The sequence below is a fragment of the Vibrio aestuarianus genome (assembly GCF_012395185.1).
In the GTDB taxonomy this organism is placed as follows: Bacteria; Pseudomonadota; Gammaproteobacteria; order Enterobacterales; family Vibrionaceae; genus Vibrio; species Vibrio aestuarianus.
In genome coordinates, this window is sequence record NZ_JAAZTU010000008.1 from 101,098 (window position 1) to 118,414 (window position 17,317).

Consider the following 17,317-nt stretch of genomic DNA (forward strand, 5'->3'; position numbering starts at 1 on the left):
CTTGCTCTTGCGCAAGCTCTGGTTTTAAATGGCGAAAGTTTAAGCGTTGACTTGCTGCTCAAGAGCTAAGACAAGATCATCAGCCAAGCGAAGCTGTTTAGCTAACTCATTTAAGTATGCTTTTTCCATAAAGTTTTGTTCATCAGCAATCAGTAGTGAGGCGAGATAAAGTTCACTGGCTTGCTCTGGTGTTGTGGCTAGCTGAGCAATAGCCGCAGGGTCTAATGGCTTGTGTAATTCATTTTTAACGAGTTGTTGAAGCTGAGCATCAGCTCCCATTTCAACTATCGCTTGCTCAATTTTACTCATCTCTTGTTCGTCAACGTGACCATCGGCTTTTGCAGCGGCAATCATCGCTTTTAAAATGAGTACGCTGTGGTTTGAATCATCGGGATCAAATGTGGCTTGAGGTTGAGTTGTCGTCTGCTTTGCTTGCCAGTCGTTGTAGGCTTTATAAGCCAGCGCCCCAAGTGCTGCTGCGCCACCAATACCAAGTACTTTTTTGCCTATTTTTTTGGTTTTCTTTGAACCCATTAATAAACCTATCAAACCCCCACCAACGGCTCCTGCGCCTAAGGTTTTCAATTTACTGCTGTCTTGGGTGATAGAACTAAGTTGAGTTGACCCTTGCTTAACAATATTTGAATTGAGTGCTTGGTTGAGAAGACTTTTTAGATCCATATGACACCTCCTTTATGAATATCCCCTTCCGACTTGAAGTTGCAGCGGCGTTGGCTACGTTCGCTCACCCCAATCACATAGTTTATCTATGCTCATGGGGATGAACTCACTTGCCGCCTACCTGCGACTTCAAGTGGTTTGGGTATAGAGAATAGAATAAAGTGGCAATGATGAATCTAAGATTAATAAATGGCACAAATAAAAAAGGTTGCCATAAAGGCAACCTTTCAAACAATGGCTACGATGTTAGGCAAGTTGAGATTTGATAAACTCAACCGCACCATCCATCGCAATGGCAGATTTCTCGCCCGTACGGCGATGTTTGTATTCGAAGTTGCCTTCGTCCATGCTGCGGTCACCAATAATGATGGTATGAGGAACACCGATCAATTCCATGTCCGAGAACATCACGCCAGGGCGTTCTTTACGATCATCAAACAATACTTCAATCCCTGCCGCTGACAGTTCTGCATATAGTTTTTCAGCCGCTTGTTGAACTCGCTCAGACTTGTGCATGTTCATTGGTACGATCGCGACTTGGAAAGGTGCGATCGCATCAGGCCAGATAATGCCGAATTTGTCGTTGTTCTGCTCAATAGCAGCAGCAACAACACGTGAAACACCGATACCGTAACAGCCCATTTCTAGGATGACATTCTTACCGTTTGAATCTAGTACGCCACAGTTCATCTTCTCAGAGTAGTTAGTACCTAACTGGAAGATATGACCGACTTCGATACCACGTTTTAGCAAGATGGTGCCTTGGCCACATGGGCTTGGGTCGCCTTCAACAACGTTACGTAAGTCTTCGACTTGGCCTAGTTCGGCGTCACGACCCCAGTTAATCCCGAAGTAGTGTTTACCGTCTACGTTAGCACCTGCGCCAAAGTCGCTCATTACCGCTACAGTACGGTCAACAATAAATGGCAGCTCTAAACCTACAGGGCCTAAAGAGCCAGGGCCTGCACCGATCAATGCACGGATCTCTTCTTCTGTTGCCATTTCCAAAGGAGAGGCGACTTCGGCTAAGTTTTCCGCTTTAACTTCATTAAGCTCGTGATCGCCACGGATGATTAATGCGATGATGTCGGCATCGATTTCATCTGACGCTTTAACGAATAACGTTTTTACTGTTTTTTCGATAGCAAGGCCGTGCTGTTCAACAAGCTCTGCAATTGTCTTAGCATTTGGAGTGTCTACTAATTGCATCTCTTGCGTTGGAGCGGCACGTTCAATGGCTGGTGCAATTGCTTCTGCTTTTTCGATGTTCGCTGCGTAGTCAGACTCGGTTGAGAAGGCGATGAGGTCTTCGCCGCTTTCTGCCAGTACGTGGAACTCTTGAGAGCCGCTACCGCCAATAGCACCGCTATCAGCCAGTACTGCGCGGTAATCAAGCCCCATGCGGTCGAATGCTTTGCAGTAAGCATCAAGCATGATGTCATACGATTTTTGCAGTCCGTCTTTGTCGATGTCGAAGCTGTATGCATCCATCATCGAGAATTCACGTGCGCGCATCACACCAAAACGTGGGCGTCTTTCATCACGGAATTTTGTTTGGATCTGGTACAGGTTCAGTGGCAGCTGTTTGTATGAATTAACTTCATTACGCACAAGGCTGGTGATCACTTCTTCAGCTGTCGGACTAAGTACAAACGGGCGAGTATGGCGGTCAGTAAAACGAAGTAGCTCAGCGCCCATTTTTTCAGAGCGGCCTGTCTCTTCCCATAGTTCAAACGGCTGAACAACGGGCATCAAGGTTTCAATCGCACCTGCATTGTCGATCTCTTGACGAACGATGTTTTCGACTTTACGCAGCACACGTAGACCAGTAGGTAGCCAAGTATATAAACCTGAAGCTAGCTTACGGATCATACCTGCACGTAGCATTAGCTGGTGGCTAATGACTTCTGCGTCGTTTGGGGTCTCCTTCAAGGTTGAAAGAAGATATTTACTGGTACGCATTAATTATATCCGTCCATCATAAATTAACTGCTTTGTTTGGTTGGAAAAACCAAGCTCTGCATAGGGATACCCCAGAAAAGGGGATTCGGTTTAGCCGTGTATAATATCAGCCAATCGCCTTTGTCAAAAGTGTTCTATTGCGGTTACTGACACTAAGTTGTTTGTGATGGTGAATTTTACGTTCAGATCGAACAGATTTACCGCATATTCTTTGTCATCTTGCTTGTTTTTTTTATAAGCGGGGCGAGGATCTTGCGAGAGCACTTGCTCAATGACCGCCTTGACCATGTGATAGTTTGAGTGTTTTTCAAGTACTACCGATGCGGGTGTGCTAAAAGTGACGTTGATTTTATCGGGCGCTTTTTCTGCATAACCACCCACCGCGTTCTCAATCGAGTCAGAATAGGGAATATACGGTTTGATATCGATAATTGGCGTGCCATCGACTAAATCAACACTGCCTAATTCAAGGTAAACATGTTCACCTTGTTTAATCACACCTTTTAGCTCAACCGCGGACATACCAATACCATTGGGTCGAAAGGTCGCTCGCGAAGCAAAAACTCCCATCCGTTCATTGCCCCCTAATCGTGGCGGGCGTACGGTTGGTTTCCATCCTGCGTCTAAATTCCGATCAAACAAGAACAGGAGCCAAATATGGCTGAATTGCTCAATTCCTCTTACGGCCTCTAAGCAGTTAGCATCGCCCGTTAGCTTAACTCTGGCGGTGGCACTAGGCACCAAGCGCGGCTGACGAGGAACTGCAAATTTTTCTTTATACGGGCTTTCGATTATGCCAATTGGGTCGATGGTATACATGCAAGTCATTCACGTTTGTTTGAATAGAAGAAGAAAATATCACATTTGTACTTGCATTTCTTGTTGATAATCATTATTAATTAAAATGTTATAACATAACAATTGATACTCAGTGCCAGTTATCCATATCGTTCAGCCATAAAGCGTTTTAGGTTAAGAAAATAAATGGTTGATAAAACGAGTTCGTTCACAAAGTAAGGAATCCATAATGAAAGTTCTAAGTTCACTCAAAAGTGCAAAATCGCGTCATCCTGATTGTCAAATTGTACGCCGTCGTGGTCGTATGTACGTCATTTGTAAATCGAACCCACGATTTAAAGCAGTGCAACGTTAGCGTGTATTGACGGCCGTATTTTTTCAGCATGTGATTGGTGCTGGTTATCCATTTGTTTGTATTTATATATATTGGTTGTTGAATTATCTGAAAATTGACGTGAAAATAGTTAATGTAGGTGGTTTTGTAAACTTTTGTAACACCTTCAATTTCAATTGCGCGCTTCTCTCGAGTAATCTTCTGCGGCTTTTTGATGTTTTTATCATGAAAGCACAGGGATAACTACAAGGAGGGAACTGATGAGCTCATCAGCTTCAATTAAGCAAAATGCGCCTAAGAAACCGTTATTTACTCGTTTCTTGGATAGCGTCGAATATTTGGGGAATTTATTACCTCATCCAATCACTTTATTTGCCATTTTTTGTGTGGCAATACTTATCTCGTCAGGTGTCGCAGGATACTTTGGTGTTTCGGTTGTTGACCCTCGCCCAGAAGGTGCAGCGGGTCGAGCGGCTGATGGTATGATTCATGTGGTGAGTCTTTTTAATGCTGAAGGCTTACAACTGATCGTGACTAACTTAGTTAAAAACTTTGTTGGCTTTGCTCCTTTAGGCACGGTATTGGTGGCTATGCTAGGTGTTGCGATTGCGGAGTATTCAGGTCTATTGTCTGCTGCAATGCGTGGTTTGGTGATGGGTGCTTCGAAGCGTATGGTAACCGTCACAGTTGTCTTCGCTGGTATTATTTCAAACACTGCATCTGAGTTAGGTTACGTGGTGTTAATTCCACTTGCAGCGATGCTTTTCCATTCTTTAGGTCGTCACCCATTAGCGGGCCTTGCGGCTGCTTTTGCGGGTGTTTCCGGTGGATATTCAGCTAACTTGCTGATTGGTACTGTGGATCCGCTGCTGTCAGGTATTACTGAAACCGCTGCACAAATGATAGATCCAAATTATTCAGTTGGCCCTGAAGTAAACTGGTATTTCATGTTTGTTTCTACCTTTTTTATTGCAGGTATGGGTGCTTTTGTTACTGAAAAAATCGTTGAACCCAAGCTTGGAAAATACAGTGATGAAGAAGCCTCAGAAGATCTTACACAAGATAAAATGGGCGCTTTGACTGCTGTAGAGAAGAAAGGGCTCAAGCTGGCGGGTATCGCGGTATTGGTTGTCAGCGCTATTTTGGCTTGGACAATTGTCCCTGCTGATGGCGTGCTGCGTTCTGCTGCGGGGACGGTTTCTGGCTCTCCATTTTTGAAGAGTATCGTGGCGTTTATCTTTGTTTTCTTCGCGATTCCAGGCTTTGTATATGGCAAGGTCGTTGGCACCATGAAGAATGATCGTGATGTCATTGATGCAATGTCTAAATCGATGTCTTCAATGGGCATGTACATCGTGTTGGTATTCTTTGCCGCGCAGTTTGTTGCTTTCTTTAAATGGACCAACTTTGGTCAAGTATTTGCCGTCGCAGGTGCTGACTTCTTACAAAATATTGGCCTGACTGGACCCATGCTGTTCTTTGCCTTTATTTTGATGTGTGGCTTTATCAATTTAATGATTGGTTCGGCTTCTGCTCAGTGGGCGGTAACTGCGCCAATTTTTGTGCCTATGTTGATGTTAGTGGGTTACGCGCCAGAAACTATCCAAGCGGCGTATCGTATTGGTGATTCAACTACCAATATTATTACCCCAATGATGAGCTACTTTGGTCTTATTTTGGCTGTCGCGACGCGTTACATGAAAAACTTGGGCATTGGTACTTTGATTGCCACCATGCTGCCATATTCAATCTGCTTTATGGTGGGTTGGAGCTTGCTGTTCTACATTTGGGTGTTCCTATTGGGCCTTCCTGTTGGACCTGGTGCGGCAACGTTTTATACCCCTTAACTCAATGTAAAAAAAACCTGCGATTATCGCAGGTTTTTTCTTTGAATGTATGATACCAATCACAGTAAATAAGTGATCAGAAATAGCGCAGGAAAAAAGCTTGAGAACAAGGCGGAATTTTTCGATAAGTAGTTATTCTACAATCAAAAATTCTAACGCAGTTATCGAGATTTTTAACAAGCTAGGGTGATCAGTTATTTACTACGATTGGTATGATTTATCGCTTGGCTAAAATACGGTCAAGGTGGTTCGCAAATTCACGTCTATCGGTTTGAGACAGCGCATTCGGTCCACCAGTTTGAATACCACTTGAGCGCATCGTTTCCATAAAATCACGAATGTTCAAGCGTGCTTTAATGGTATCTTTGGTGTAGAGCTCACCCCGAGAACTTAACGCTAAACCACCTTTGGTGATGACTTCATCGGCGAGAGGGATATCGGAAGTGATAACTAAGTCTCCCACTTCAACTCGTCTTACGATCTCATTATCGGCAATATCAAAACCGCTTGGAACTTGCAATGAATGAATGTTGGCACGCTTAGGGACTGGTACAACGTGGTTAGCGACAAATGTACATTCAATCCCAGTTCTTTCAGCAGCTCGCACGATGGTTTCTCGAATCACTTTCGGACACGCATCGGCATCCACCCAAATTTTCATCATTATTTACTTCTCTTTATCGGCTAATTGAGCTTCAAGTGTGGCGACTCTAGCTAAAAGCTCAGCCACTTGCGACTCTAATTTTGCCACTCTATCGCTATCACTCTGCTTGGTTGCCACTTCAATCTTAGGAATGCGTTGTGCATTCTTCCAACTTTTGATTGCAGCAATAATCGCAGGCATCGGAATGGATGTGGTTAAACGAGCTTTAACCAGCGCAACTGTTGGCTCTTTTCCTTGTTGATGTAAGCTTGCGAATACGGTTTCCAGTTCTTGCGAAACGTCTTTTGTGAGCATATTTTGTCCTTATCGTGGGTTGTGGCAATGTTACCTTTTATTTGAGCGTCGCAAAAGTAGCTAAGTGCTGTAAGAGATCGCTTACATTTAGTGTGAGAAATTACGTTTTCAAATGGATATTTAGCTATTTTTGTTTTGTTAAATAATTGAATTTAAATGGATTGGTGTTTTTTTGTTTAGGTTTTTTAAAAATATATAGTTAGGCGAGCATTGTTTCTCTTTGGTAAACGGGTAAATTTAACTTCGTCGAAGGGAGTTTGACGCAGAATAGGAAAGCATCAGGGAACGATGTACTTCAGGATGAAGATCAGTTACTAAGGATAAGTAACCGAGCAGGATGCTGGACGAATATGGATATGACAATCTACAGGGTGTAGATTGCAATGGATTGATTAGGAACGCCTCTAGCTTGAGGTAGGACGAACATCAGGATGATGTCAGGGACACCGCTCAAGGAACAAGTGATGTGTGCTTGCTAGGACAGTAAGTGCTCAGGAAGAATAGGACACCGCTAGGACGGCGAAGCAGGATACGCTGAGGAATTCAGCCACTATTATGGATGATGCATGGAGCAGATATTAGTAGCCGGACTGCTGCGAGTAAGATCATAAGCCTCGACACCTATGTGTTGAGGCTTTTCTTATACATGTGATACGGCATCAAAAACGATTACTCTTATAGATACATCATAATAATAACGATTAAAAAATAATCTAGATCAATTACTTCATCGTCCGCTTGGTTTAATTTTCGGCTTCTTTTGCAAAGTATCAATATCGATAACTTCCGATGCTATTTTGCTGCTAACAAGGATTGTACGTGACGACCGCAACCCGAAGGACACTACTTCTTCCCTATACAGATTCCTTAGAATCTGATTTTTTGATGCTTAATTGTTGTGCTAAAAACCGAGCTCAGATGAACGGTCCTAAAACTGTAGCTTCCGCTAAGCAACTTTTCCAACGTGTTTTACATGATCCCAATTTATATGCGATGGCGGTGCTTGATGGCTACAACCGTGAATATATGGGTCACATATTTGTTGAGTTAGAAGAGGGTGGCGCGGAGCTTGGGTTTCTTTTTGACAAAATGTACTGGGGCAAAGGTATTGCCACTGAGGCATTGAAAGCGTTTGTTCCTACCGCATGTCATCAGTTACAGCTCAGTCGGCTAAAAGCGATGGTCAATATTGACCATCGCGCATCGATTGAGGTATTGAAAAAAATCGGCTTTACATTGAAGGGTGAAAAAGAAGATATTTTTGGCCCTTATTTTGTTTTTGAATTTACATCCGATGTGGCGGTAAATGAAAGGCTGATGGTGTAAAACCAAACATCTTCAGTTCACCTTGATAACAGTCATCGCCTAATGCTGAAAACTCAAATAAATATACCGTATGCCAACGCCAGACTCCTTCTGGCGTTTTTAGTTTGTGGCGACCAAAAGCGACACTCACAAGTTGCAAGTCGAGTTGTTTACATTTTCGGCTGATCGCTTCTTTGGCTAGCTCCGCTTGGCGGCGCTGTTGCCAAAATAAAAAACAACCAAAACTGAGTAATACTATCGCCAATAAATCGCTTAGCATGAACATACCTTTACTGAGCCTTCGTTGCTTGTTGCAGAAGAATTAAGGCGTTCGCTAACTCTTCTGTCGGGCTGGAGTGAAGTAAAGGTAACAGTACCATTCTCAACTCAGGAAGCATCACCAAGTCTGCAAACAGTTGGTTGAACAGTGCTTGATTTCCCGTTTGAGCCAAACGCAGTAAAAATTGCTGCGCAATGTTAGGGTCTTGAAGTACTTGCCATGCGCGCCCAGCAATACCAATTAGAACCTCCTGATGACTCAAGCGGGGACTGCGCAAGATAGCATTCACCGTTGTTTGTAAGGTTTTATTATCCGCACCAGATAAAGCCCGCACTAACGCAGAGAGTAAGAACAGATCGGGTTCGGCATGGTTAATTTGTTGCTCTGCCATTTCAGCAACACGTTGTGCAAGTTTTTCTGGCAGTTCGGTGTGCTCTAATGCCCCCAATAAGGCATACAGCGGTTGTGATGGTAATGCCGTTATCGCTTTACGCACTAATACGCCATTTTGCTCTTTGTTTAAGCGTGCGCAAATATCGGTAATGCCTTGTAAGCCAACCGTCTGCCAATTATCCCAGCCAAGGTCTCCGCTAAAGTAATGTTGAGCGTGTTCATAATATTGGCTAGCTGCTAAAGCTAATTGAGAACGAATCTGGCTATGAAAGATAGCCATTTTGTCTTCTGAGGGTTTGAATGTGTAAGGGTTGTTGGCTAATTTTTGTTGTTGATCTTCGCTGAGATCTCCTTGTAGCCGAGAGCCCATCGCTTCAAGCACGTACTTAATGAAATTGCCAATGTCAGTTTGTTTCAGTAACCCACGCTCGTCTAAAGCAAACTTTAAAAACCAGATCCAAGGCTGTTTTTCTTCATTCCAATAAGCAATGGCCAAATGTGCATGGCGCTGAAGTGGATAGGGGTATGGTTGTTGGCCTTTTTCTACCAACTCAAATTGCGTATTATCGATGTTTTTGATGCGGCGACCCAAATCAAACACTCGGTATTGATTGCCACTATTTTTGAGCAGTTGAGTTAGGGTATGAATGGTGTCCATGACTATTGGGTCCTCATCATCGGCTTTGAACTTGCCTTTTGTAATCACTTTGTTGTGACAATAAATGGTACTCTATGGCCAATTTTCAAGGTCACAGAGTGAATTAACGCGGTAAATAATGACAATAAATACAGAACTTGCCAGAGCATTAACACAATTAGAAACAGAATTGCGTCAATGTGGTGTGTGGCAACCACAATCACCTTCACGAGAGGCATTAATGAGTAACGAGCCTTTTGCGATTGATACTTTAGCACCAGAACAGTGGTTGCAATGGGTGTTTATTCCGAAAATGTCGGCGTTACTTGAGCAGCAAGCAACGCTGCCAAGTGATTTTTCTATTGCGCCTTATTTTGAAGAAACTTGGAAGCACCAGCCTGAATTCTCTGAGGTGATTGCTTTGGTCACGTATATCGATGAGGTGTGTAAAGCGTGTTAGAGATTATCTATCAAGACGAGTATTTGGTTGCCGTGAATAAACCTGCGGGGATGTTAGTTCACCGCTCGTGGCTCGATAAGCATGAAACACAATTTGTCATGCAGACGCTACGCGATCAAATTGGTCAACATGTTTTTCCTTTGCATCGTTTAGATCGCCCAACCTCTGGTGTATTGGTCTTTGCGCTCTCAAGTGAGGTTGCCTCACAAGTGATGCCAATGTTTGCCAATCATGAGATGGAAAAAACCTATCATGCTATCGTACGGGGTTGGATTGAAGAGGGCGATGTATTGGATTACCCGCTCAAAGTTGAGTTGGACAAAATCGCTGATAAATTTGCTAAGCAAGATAAAGAAGCCCAAGAAGCAATTACTGCTTATCAACCTATAGCTAGTATTGAAGTGCCTTATTCTACTGGGCGTTTTCCAACCAGTCGTTATTGTTTGCTAGAAATGAAGCCGAAAACAGGACGTAAGCATCAACTGCGTCGTCATATGCACCATTTGAGTCACCCTATCATTGGCGACACTACTCATGGTGATGGTAAGCATAATCGTTTATTTCGAGAGCATTATGATGCGCAGCGACTCATGCTTCATGCATCTGAACTGTGTTTTACTCACCCCTTTACGGGGGAAGCATTAGTGCTTAAAGCGAACTTTGATGAAGTCTGGCAGCGGTTATTGACTGAATTCGAGTGGTCACTGTAAGTTTTAAAAGAAAGCCCTCGCATTGGCGAGGGCTTCTACAACTTTTAGCGGGTTCTGTACAGTTTAATCTGATGTTATTCAGAGAGCTATTACGGCTCATTCAACGACAGTTACTTCGCTACATACTCTTGAATTGAGGCAATAATGCCTTTGGCGTCTAAGCCTAATTCTTGATGCAGCTCTTCTTGTGAACCTTGAGCAATAAATTCATCCGGCAAACCGAGATTGAGAACAGGCTTTAAGAGCTTCTCTTTCATCATAAATTCAAGTACGCCAGCGCCAGCGCCGCCAGCGATTGCATTTTCTTCGATAGTGACCAATACATCATGTTCGGCAGCAAGTTGACGAATTAACTCTTCATCAAGTGGCTTAACAAAGCGCATATCTGCAACGGTTGCATTGAGCTGTTCGGCCGCTTGTAATGCGTTTGCTAGGAAAGTACCAAAGCTTAGAATAGCGATTTTTTCACCAGCAGTGGTAGCATCACGTTGGCGTAATACACGCCCTCTACCTATTTCTAGCGCACTAAACTCGGTTTGAATTTCAACTCCCATGCCGTTACCGCGTGGGTAGCGCACCGCACTTGGCCCAGAGTGTTGATGACCAGTATAGAGCATTTGACGGCATTCATTTTCATCGGCAGGAGCCATAATGACCATATTGGGAATGCAGCGCATAAAGCTAAGGTCAAATGCGCCTTGGTGTGTTTGACCATCAGCACCGACAAGGCCAGCGCGGTCTATTGCGAACATAACTGGCAAATCCATGATCGCTACATCGTGGATTAATTGGTCATAGCCACGTTGTAAAAAGGTAGAGTAAATCGCGACGATAGGATGGTTACCAGCAATTGCCATACCGGTTGCCAGTGTCACCGCGTGCTGTTCAGCGATCGCAACATCAAAATATTGCTTAGGAAATTCCTTAGAGAAACGAACCATACCAGAGCCTTCACGCATGGCAGGTGTGATCGCCATTAGTTTTGGATCTTGAGCGGCCATATCACATAAGAAATCGCCAAAGATTTTAGAAAAGGTCGGTTTATCGTTACTGCTTTTTGGCAAGCTTGAATGGCTTGGGTCAAACTTTGGTACGCCATGATAGCCGATTGGGTCTTTTTCTGCGGGTTCATAACCTTTACCTTTTTTGGTCATGATATGCAGAAATTGTGGACCTTTGAGCTCACGCATATTCTTTAAGGTTTTGACCAGTTCATTGACATCATGCCCATCAACCGGGCCTATGTAGTTAAACCCTAGCTCTTCAAATAAAGTGCCTGGCACAACCATGCCTTTTAAATGCTCTTCTGTACGGCGTACCAACTCTTTAATTGGTGGGATGCCCGAAAGAACTTTTTTGCCACCTTCACGAATCGAGGTGTAAAGGCTGCCCGAAAGAACTTGCGCTAAATGGTTGTTCAATGCGCCAACGTTTTCGGAGATCGACATTTCATTGTCATTGAGTACCACTAGCATATCTGGGTGAATGTCACCCGCGTGGTTCATTGCTTCAAATGCCATACCTGCGGTGATTGCGCCATCGCCAATCACGCTGACTACTTTGCGATCTTTCCCTTCATGGCCAGCGCTGATTGCCATACCGAGCGCTGCGCTGATCGACGTTGAAGAGTGCCCAACCGATAAGGTGTCGTATTCACTTTCTTCACGCCAAGGAAATGGATGCAGTCCGTCTTTTTGACGAATTGTCGGCATTTTATCACGACGACCAGTGAGGATTTTATGCGGATAGGCTTGATGGCCCACATCCCAAATTAATTGATCGAAAGGAGTATGGTAGACGTAATGCAAAGCAACCGTTAATTCAACAGTACCTAAGCCGGAAGCCAAATGACCACTCGACTGACTCACCGAATTGAGCAAATAGGTTCTCAATTCATCACACAGTGCTGGTAGCACTTCTTTAGGGAGGCTACGTAATTCATCTGGTGTGTTTGCTAAAGCCAGCGTTGGGTATTTTGATATATCAAGAGTCATAATTATGCGCGCTTATAGTTTAGTTCTTGCGCTCGACGACGTATCGGGCGAACTCTTCGAGTGATTCTGTATTGTAGGGGATTGCTTGCAAGGCTTGAAGTGCTTCCTGTAACAGAGTATGTGCTTTATTGATTGCGCCTTCCAACCCTAACAGCGCAGGATAGGTGCTTTTATGCAACTGTTGATCAGAGCCTTGCGGTTTTCCTAAGGTTTCAGTATCGCTAATGATATCCAAAATATCATCCTGAACTTGGAATGCGAGACCAATGGCGTCAGCGTACTGATCTAGCTGGGGAAGAATCGCTACCCCTTTTTCACCAGCTGCTAGAGCCCCTAAACGAATCGCGCAACGCATCAATGCACCGGTTTTATTACGGTGAATCTCTTCCAACTCTTCAAGAGACACGCAACGATTTTCTGCTGCTAAATCTAATGCTTGCCCCATGCACATCCCTTGAGCACCAGAAGCTTGTGCGAGTTCTTTAACCATATTGATACGCTGTGGCTCAGCTTGTTTGGCGAGCGAACCTTCCGCCAAAATAGTAAAGGCCAAGGTTTGTAGGGCGTCACCCGTTAAAATAGCGGTCGCTTCATCGAATTGAATATGACAGGTTGCTTTGCCACGACGCAGCTCGTCGTCGTCCATTGCCGGTAAATCATCATGAATTAATGAATAGGCATGAACGCATTCAATAGCAGAGGCTGGAGTGTCAAGTTGCTCTGAGGTACAACCCAACATTTGGCCTGTAATGTACACCAAATAAGGTCGGGCTCTTTTTCCACCTAACAATAAGCCATAACGCATGGCGTCTATTAACGGCAGTTTTTGGTTGGGGAATTGGCCTAACCATAGATCAAGTTGTTCGTTATTTCTTTGTTGATAGGAGCTGAGCGCTTCAATCATAGAGCAATCTTCTACTAGTTTATTTTTGACAGATAAAGGGTTGTGGCAGATAAAAGTTATTCTGGCTGTTCAGCAAAGTCGGACAGTGGGGCATCATCACTTGCATTTAAGAGAATGCTCACGCGCTGTTCTGCTTCGCTGAGTTTACCTTGCCCAGCACGAGCAAGAGCAATACCACGTTCGAATTTTTTTAGTGCATCATCTAAAGCGAGGTCGCCATTTTCTAGTTGTTCCACTAAATGATCGAGTTCTTCAATGGTCGCCTCGAAGGACATGTTTTCAGGTTTCTTGCTCGCCATAGTATTTTCACTTAAGGAAAGATGCACGAAAGTTACATTAGGGCGTAGTGATGGTCAAATTTAACCAGTCACTTTTGTCAGAAAAGCCCACCTTTTTTCTTATAAAATACACTCTAGCGAAGAAAGCGGATCACATCTCTGTGCGAGAATTCTTATCGCTTTATGATAATTGTGTTTGTTACTTTGAATCTAGACCACAACTGCGCGCCCACAATCGTGCATATTTTTGTTATTTGGGTATAAACTGCATAGAGATAATTTCTGTATGATCCAATAATTTACTTAAAGATTTTACGCGCATGCCGATAACGAGTTTAAACTCATTGTCGCAAATGGATAGCATGAGGAGTGCTTTGTGGATTTAGCAACGCTGATAGGCCTGATTGGTGGCATAGCTTTTGTAATCATGGCGATGATCTTAGGTGGAAGTTTGATGATGTTCTTCGACGTCACTTCTATTTTGATCGTAGTCGGTGGTTCAACATTTGTTGTGTTGATGAAATTCACCATGGGGCAGTTTTTTGGTGCAGCCAAAGTGGCAGGAAAAGCGTTCATATTCAAAGCCGATGAACCTGAAGATTTGATCGCTAGAATTGTTGAAATGGCCGATGCCGCACGTAAAGGTGGTTTTCTTGCACTCGAAGAGATGGAAATATCCAATAGCTTCATGCAAAAAGGGATCGACCTACTGGTCGATGGTCATGATGCCGATGTAGTTCGTGCTGCGCTACAAAAAGATATTGCCCTAACCGATGAGCGTCATGAACAAGGTGCTGGTGTATTTCGCGCGTTTGGTGACGTGGCACCAGCCATGGGGATGATCGGTACACTGGTTGGTTTGGTGGCAATGTTATCCAACATGGATGACCCGAAATCTATCGGCCCTGCGATGGCGGTTGCTCTTTTAACCACATTGTATGGTGCGGTTCTGTCTAACATGATTTTCTTCCCGATTGCAGATAAATTATCGTTACGTCGAGAGCAAGAGAAGCTCAATCGCCGCCTAATCATGGATGGCGTATTAGCCATTCAAGATGGTCAAAACCCAAGGGTGATTGACGGCTATCTGAAAAATTACCTTAATGAAGGTAAACGCGTGCTTGATGTCGATAGTGAATAACGGGAGTTAATAATGGATGATGATGAAAAACCGAAATGTCCTCCTCCCGGTTTGCCGCTGTGGATGGGAACTTTTGCCGATTTAATGTCACTACTGATGTGCTTCTTCGTACTGCTTCTTTCGTTCTCGGAGATGGATGTACTGAAATTCAAACAAATCGCTGGTTCAATGAAATTTGCCTTTGGTGTGCAAAATCGCCTTGAAGTCAAAGATATTCCCAAGGGAACGAGCATCATTGCTCAAGAATTCCGCCCTGGTCGCCCAGAGCCAACGCCTATTGATGTCATTATGCAACAAACCATTGATGTGACCCAGCAAACGCTGGAGTTTCAAGAAGGGGATTCAGATCGAGCCGGTGGCAATCAACGTGATCAAGGCCAGTTAACGGGCGGGCAATCACCTGAAACTTCAACGCAGAACAACCAAAATACCGAATCTGAAGAACAGCAACAGCAGCAGTCTGAGGCGATGTCACAAGAGATGGAAGTGGTTGAGGAAAATATCAAAAAAGCACTCTCTAGAGAAATCGAACAAGGTGCGATTGAAGTCGAAAACTTAGGCCAACAACTTGTAATACGGATCCGAGAAAAAGGCGCTTTTCCGGAAGGTTCAGCATTTTTGCAACCTAAGTTCCGGCCATTGGTGCGTCAAATTGCTGATCTGGTTAAAGATGTGCCGGGGATTGTGCGTATTTCAGGTCATACCGATAACCAGAGAATTGATTCAGAGTTGTATCGCTCAAATTGGGATTTATCTTCCCAACGAGCAGTATCTGTAGCACAAGAGATGGAAAAAGTTCGCGGTTTCTCGCATCAGCGCCTTCGCGTTCGAGGTATGGCTGATACCGATCCTATAGGCCCAAATGATACTGAAGCTGAGCGTTCACGTAACCGCCGTGTAGAAATAAGTATTATGCAAGGTGAACCGACATATAGTGATGAAGTTCAGTCAGTTCAATAGGTTACTCTGCTAAATCGGTAAAACCATAGACGAGCTGAAAGGCTCGTCTTTTTTATGGGCTTTTCTCTTGCTGAAAATCTCGTGTATAATCTTGCGCCCTTAGAGGTTCGCTCATTGCTATCGACTGAAAAAACAACAGTGAAGTGTGACGTTACCTACATTGCCCCATTATATTGCGAATAGAACTATGAAATTTATTGTTAAGCCCCATCCGGAAATTTTTGTTAAAAGTGAATCAGTACGTAAGCGCTTCACAAAGATTTTAGAGTCAAATATTCGCAATATCGTTAAGCGTCGTACAGAGTCTGTCGCGGTTTTTAACCGTCGTGATCATATCGAAGTGACGTCACAAAGTGACCAGTACTACCAAGAAGTACTGGAAATTTTGACTCAGACTCCGGGTATTCAGCAAATTCTTGAAGTTCAGCAATCTGAATTTAAGGACATGCACGATATCTACGAACAGGTACTAGAGTTGAGCCGTCATAACATTGAAGGTAAAACCTTTGTTGTGCGTGCTAAACGTCGCGGTAAGCATGACTTTACTTCGATTGATCTTGAGCGTTACGTTGGTGGTGGTCTAAATCAAGCGGTTGAAAGTGCAAAAGTTCAGTTGAAAAATCCTGATGTGACAATCAACATTGAAATTGCTGATGAATTGCTCAACCAAGTTATCGCTCGCTATAAAGGCTTAGGTGGTTTCCCTCTAGGCACTCAAGAAGATGTGCTGAGTTTGATTTCCGGTGGTTTTGATTCAGGTGTCTCTAGCTACTTACACATCAAACGTGGCTCAAAAGTGCATTACTGCTTCTTTAACTTAGGTGGTCCAGCGCATGAAATCGGTGTAAAGCAAGTCGCTCATTATCTGTGGAATAAATACGGTTCTTCTGCGAAAGTACGTTTTATCTCTGTCGATTTTGAACCAGTTGTGGCTGAAATTTTAGAGAAAGTTGATGACGGCCAAATGGGCGTGGTGTTGAAGCGTATGTTTATGCGTGCCGCTGGTATGATTGCTGACAAGCTGAATATAGAAGCATTAGTAACCGGTGAGGCATTAGGACAGGTATCTAGCCAAACGCTGACCAACTTACGCCATATTGATGGTGTTACCGATACGTTGATTTTGCGCCCACTGATTAACTGGGACAAAGAAGACATTATCAAAGTGGCGCGTGACATTGGTACGGAAGATTTCGCGAAAACCATGCCAGAATATTGCGGTGTTATCTCTAAGAACCCAACAATAAAAGCGGTGAAAGGCAAACTGGAAGCGGAAGAAGCGAAGTTTGATTTTTCTATCCTTGAGCAAGTGGTTTACGACGCTCGTCAAATGGATATTCGTGATATTGAAAAAGAGAGCCAAGAGCAAGCACCTGAAGTCGAGCAAGTAACGGCGGTTGAAGGTAATGCGGTGGTTTTGGATATTCGTAGCCCTGATGAAGAAGATGACAAGCCATTAGTTATCGAAGGTGTGGAAGTTAAGCATCTACCTTTCTACAAATTGGCGACTCAGTTTGGCGACTTAGATCAATCACAAACTTATTTATTGTACTGCGCTCGTGGTGTGATGAGCCGTTTGCAAGCGTTGTACTTAAAAGAACAAGGTTTTGATAACGTAAAAGTGTATCGTCCATAGCCGATCCTTTACTACGCAACACTGTAAACCGCTGGCGTT

Annotated in this window: 18 protein-coding genes; 8 read left to right on the forward strand and 10 right to left on the reverse strand. The window is 43.8% G+C overall.

The features are described 5' to 3' along the window. Nucleotides 1-39 precede the first annotated feature (39 nt). The 3 genes from HGG78_RS05535 to tsaA form a co-directional block, all read right to left on the reverse strand. Nucleotides 40-681 carry a tellurite resistance TerB family protein gene (locus HGG78_RS05535; RefSeq protein ID WP_053310341.1) on the reverse strand — a complete coding sequence of 214 codons (642 nt, stop codon included), beginning with the start codon at nt 679-681 and terminating at the stop codon, nt 40-42. A 246-nt stretch (nt 682-927) separates the two neighbouring features. Beyond that, entirely contained in the window at nt 928-2,643 is a 1,716-nt protein-coding gene (locus tag HGG78_RS05540; protein ID WP_053310340.1) for a proline--tRNA ligase, read from the reverse strand. Between the two features lie 123 nt (nt 2,644-2,766). Beyond that, nucleotides 2,767-3,462 carry a tRNA (N6-threonylcarbamoyladenosine(37)-N6)-methyltransferase TrmO gene (gene tsaA, locus HGG78_RS05545; RefSeq protein ID WP_172532289.1) on the reverse strand — a complete coding sequence of 232 codons (696 nt, stop codon included), beginning with the start codon at nt 3,460-3,462 and terminating at the stop codon, nt 2,767-2,769. A 208-nt stretch (nt 3,463-3,670) separates the two neighbouring features. Here tsaA and ykgO point away from each other — a divergent pair, with 208 nt between their 5' ends. Both ykgO and HGG78_RS05555 read left to right on the forward strand, forming a co-directional pair. After that, on the forward strand, nt 3,671-3,796 hold the full coding sequence (gene ykgO, locus HGG78_RS05550; protein ID WP_053310338.1) for a type B 50S ribosomal protein L36: 126 nt from the start codon (nt 3,671-3,673) through the stop codon (nt 3,794-3,796). 239 nt (nt 3,797-4,035) lie between these two features. After that, complete coding sequence (locus HGG78_RS05555) at nt 4,036-5,622, forward strand: AbgT family transporter (RefSeq protein ID WP_053310337.1); 1,587 nt, start codon at nt 4,036-4,038, stop codon at nt 5,620-5,622. A 217-nt stretch (nt 5,623-5,839) separates the two neighbouring features. Here HGG78_RS05555 and HGG78_RS05560 read toward each other — a convergent pair whose 3' ends face one another. Then, complete coding sequence (locus HGG78_RS05560) at nt 5,840-6,283, reverse strand: YaiI/YqxD family protein (RefSeq protein WP_172532306.1); 444 nt, start codon at nt 6,281-6,283, stop codon at nt 5,840-5,842. A 6-nt stretch (nt 6,284-6,289) separates the two neighbouring features. Then, the gene (locus tag HGG78_RS05565) at nt 6,290-6,580 is read right to left on the reverse strand and encodes a hypothetical protein (RefSeq protein ID WP_172532290.1); all 291 of its coding nucleotides are present in this window, start codon (nt 6,578-6,580) and stop codon (nt 6,290-6,292) included. Between the two features lie 813 nt (nt 6,581-7,393). Between HGG78_RS05565 and HGG78_RS05570 the strand changes: the two genes are divergently transcribed. Beyond that, nucleotides 7,394-7,906: a GNAT family N-acetyltransferase gene (locus HGG78_RS05570; protein ID WP_172532291.1), complete on the forward strand. Its 513-nt coding sequence runs from the start codon at nt 7,394-7,396 to the stop codon at nt 7,904-7,906. Here HGG78_RS05570 and HGG78_RS05575 read toward each other — a convergent pair. After that, complete coding sequence (locus tag HGG78_RS05575; RefSeq protein ID WP_053310334.1) at nt 7,866-8,165, reverse strand: DUF3301 domain-containing protein; 300 nt, start codon at nt 8,163-8,165, stop codon at nt 7,866-7,868. The two genes, HGG78_RS05570 and HGG78_RS05575, sit on opposite strands and share 41 nt — an antisense overlap. Nucleotides 8,166-8,175: 10 nt before the next feature. Then, the gene (locus HGG78_RS05580) at nt 8,176-9,216 is read right to left on the reverse strand and encodes a DUF3549 family protein (protein WP_172532292.1); all 1,041 of its coding nucleotides are present in this window, start codon (nt 9,214-9,216) and stop codon (nt 8,176-8,178) included. A 118-nt stretch (nt 9,217-9,334) separates the two neighbouring features. Between HGG78_RS05580 and HGG78_RS05585 the strand changes: the two genes are divergently transcribed. Both HGG78_RS05585 and truC read left to right on the forward strand, forming a co-directional pair. Next, nucleotides 9,335-9,655: a YqcC family protein gene (locus HGG78_RS05585; RefSeq protein WP_172532293.1), complete on the forward strand. Its 321-nt coding sequence runs from the start codon at nt 9,335-9,337 to the stop codon at nt 9,653-9,655. Beyond that, a complete protein-coding gene (gene truC, locus HGG78_RS05590) occupies nt 9,649-10,365 on the forward strand; it encodes a tRNA pseudouridine(65) synthase TruC (RefSeq protein WP_172532294.1) in 717 nt (238 codons plus the stop codon). Before HGG78_RS05585 ends, truC begins: the two co-directional genes overlap by 7 nt. Nucleotides 10,366-10,475: 110 nt before the next feature. Here the strand turns inward: truC and dxs are convergent, their stop codons facing one another. The 3 genes from dxs to xseB are packed head-to-tail and all read right to left on the reverse strand — an operon-like array spanning nt 10,476 to nt 13,562. Beyond that, nucleotides 10,476-12,359: a 1-deoxy-D-xylulose-5-phosphate synthase gene (gene dxs, locus HGG78_RS05595; RefSeq protein WP_172532295.1), complete on the reverse strand. Its 1,884-nt coding sequence runs from the start codon at nt 12,357-12,359 to the stop codon at nt 10,476-10,478. Between the two features lie 19 nt (nt 12,360-12,378). Further along, complete coding sequence (gene ispA / locus HGG78_RS05600; RefSeq protein WP_172532296.1) at nt 12,379-13,263, reverse strand: (2E,6E)-farnesyl diphosphate synthase; 885 nt, start codon at nt 13,261-13,263, stop codon at nt 12,379-12,381. A gap of 56 nt (nt 13,264-13,319) precedes the next feature. Beyond that, entirely contained in the window at nt 13,320-13,562 is a 243-nt protein-coding gene (xseB, locus tag HGG78_RS05605; protein WP_053310329.1) for an exodeoxyribonuclease VII small subunit, read from the reverse strand. A gap of 355 nt (nt 13,563-13,917) precedes the next feature. Here xseB and pomA point away from each other — a divergent pair, with 355 nt between their 5' ends. The 3 genes from pomA (at nt 13,918) to thiI (ending at nt 17,278) form a co-directional block, all read left to right on the forward strand. Then, complete coding sequence (gene pomA / locus HGG78_RS05610) at nt 13,918-14,682, forward strand: flagellar motor protein PomA (RefSeq protein ID WP_053310328.1); 765 nt, start codon at nt 13,918-13,920, stop codon at nt 14,680-14,682. A 12-nt stretch (nt 14,683-14,694) separates the two neighbouring features. After that, nucleotides 14,695-15,642, forward strand: coding sequence for a flagellar motor protein MotB (locus HGG78_RS05615; RefSeq protein ID WP_053310327.1), 948 nt, complete (start codon nt 14,695-14,697; stop codon nt 15,640-15,642). A gap of 187 nt (nt 15,643-15,829) precedes the next feature. Then, nucleotides 15,830-17,278, forward strand: coding sequence for a tRNA uracil 4-sulfurtransferase ThiI (gene thiI, locus HGG78_RS05620; protein WP_053310326.1), 1,449 nt, complete (start codon nt 15,830-15,832; stop codon nt 17,276-17,278). The last annotated feature ends 39 nt before the right edge of the window (nt 17,279-17,317 follow it).